This is a genomic window from Pseudomonas sp. S4_EA_1b (genome assembly GCF_016307435.1).
GTDB classification, from domain to species: domain Bacteria; phylum Pseudomonadota; class Gammaproteobacteria; order Pseudomonadales; family Pseudomonadaceae; genus Aquipseudomonas; species Aquipseudomonas rhodesiae.
In genome coordinates this window covers 1-1460 of sequence record NZ_JAEILC010000220.1, presented here as the reverse complement: position 1 = coordinate 1460, position 1460 = coordinate 1, and the positions used below count along the sequence as shown (strand labels likewise).

The window sequence follows — 1460 nt, the reverse complement described above, 5'->3', positions numbered from 1 at the left end:
CCATAAAATAAAGTCAACAAAGATGCCAATTGGCGAAGCCTTAACTAAATACCCAGAACATGCATCCACCGCACTAATTCTTATCAATGAAGCGGCAAAACACTTCTGGCAAGAGAGTCAAATAACAATTCAAAAAGCTCCAACTAAAAGAACAGTCATGATAGAAGCTCTAAAAAGCTCAGACTGGGGGTTCACGGCAAAGCTGGCTGCCGCAGCAGCTACCATCATCAGCCTAAAGTCCAGAAACTAATAGGCCATGAGACATGCCTAGATGGCCACGTGAGGAGCCGCCTGATCAGGCCCAGGGGCTCTGGGACGCCCTCTCTTCACAGACTTCAGCTTAGGCATATTTCCTCTGAAAAATGTTCTACCGCTTTCAGGGGATAGGCGTATCCAATAATCCACCTTGGTCAGGTAGGACGCCACCCTATTCTTCAAAGCGCTTACCCTGTCCAACTGATTAAAACTGATCATACCTATTCCAAGATATCTATATTTATCCTTGACTGCATTACAATTGAAATAGCGTCCTGCTCCCGCCGTAATTGAGTCTCGCCAATACTCACCAACAATTCTAGCCAGAACCCCATCCTGGCGATGATTTGATCCATTATAAAAAAGTAACAAATGAAAGTGAAACCCCTTTAGCTGACCATACTCCAGCTTACAAGCAAACCCTAACAACCCATCAACTGGAATCCCCTTGTGTAGATCTTTCTGCATTTTTGCCCAATGTACCTTTACCTTTTTAACATCGCCATAAAAATCCTCACGACCACTTACAAAGCCTGACTGATAAGACAAATCAACACGCACAACAAGCATCCTAGAGCGCTGGGCAAAAAGAGCGTCTATATAACCTTCCAAGCTGTTCACTCGCTTAAAGGACGCTTTACGGAATCGTTTCAAAACGGCTTTAAAAGCATCACTGGACAGCTCCAACCGTGCAAACTCTACGAGATCATTCATTAGACCTAAAAAAGCCTCAGCAGCTCCACTGCGTAAAATCCGCCAGACTCTGAGCGAATGAAGATCATCAACTCGATCAACACATCTGAAAAAAACCTCCACATAAGGATTAACTTCATGAGAGGGGAAGTACTGTTCAAGCATTCCTTTCCCCCTCCTTAGCTTGTCAACAAAATAGCGACCAAGCCTCTCAGGCTTAACCTTTACCCCGTCGCGCTTACAAGTAAATGAAGAGAATAAATACCCCTTGCTACCAGCAAGCTCACACATTAACTTCTCAATAGATCGCAACTCCAACACCAAGCTTTCCTCTACCCTTAAAACAGGAAGCCCTCCGACTTCCTCAACCATAAGATCTAACGCGCCTCCATTATCGATCCAATCAACTTCATCTATCACTCACTGATTCCTCAAGAAGCCAGCAGCATGGCTTTGGGGAGCCATGTTGCTGACAAATGATCAGTTGACATCACAACCGCCAACTATTGCAT

Annotated in this window: 2 protein-coding genes; one reads left to right on the top strand and one right to left on the bottom strand. The window is 44.7% G+C overall.

Annotated elements, in window-relative coordinates; genetic code table 11:
- A partial coding sequence (locus tag YA0848_RS35800) for a hypothetical protein (protein WP_198731598.1) occupies positions 1–250 on the top strand: 250 nt, incomplete at its 5' end.
- 17 nt (positions 251–267) lie between these two features.
- Here YA0848_RS35800 and YA0848_RS36565 read toward each other — a convergent pair.
- Positions 268–1368 (bottom strand): YagK/YfjJ domain-containing protein, encoded by a 1101-nt coding sequence (locus YA0848_RS36565; protein WP_126588271.1) that lies wholly within the window; start codon positions 1366–1368, stop codon positions 268–270.
- Positions 1369–1460: the final 92 nt, after the last annotated feature.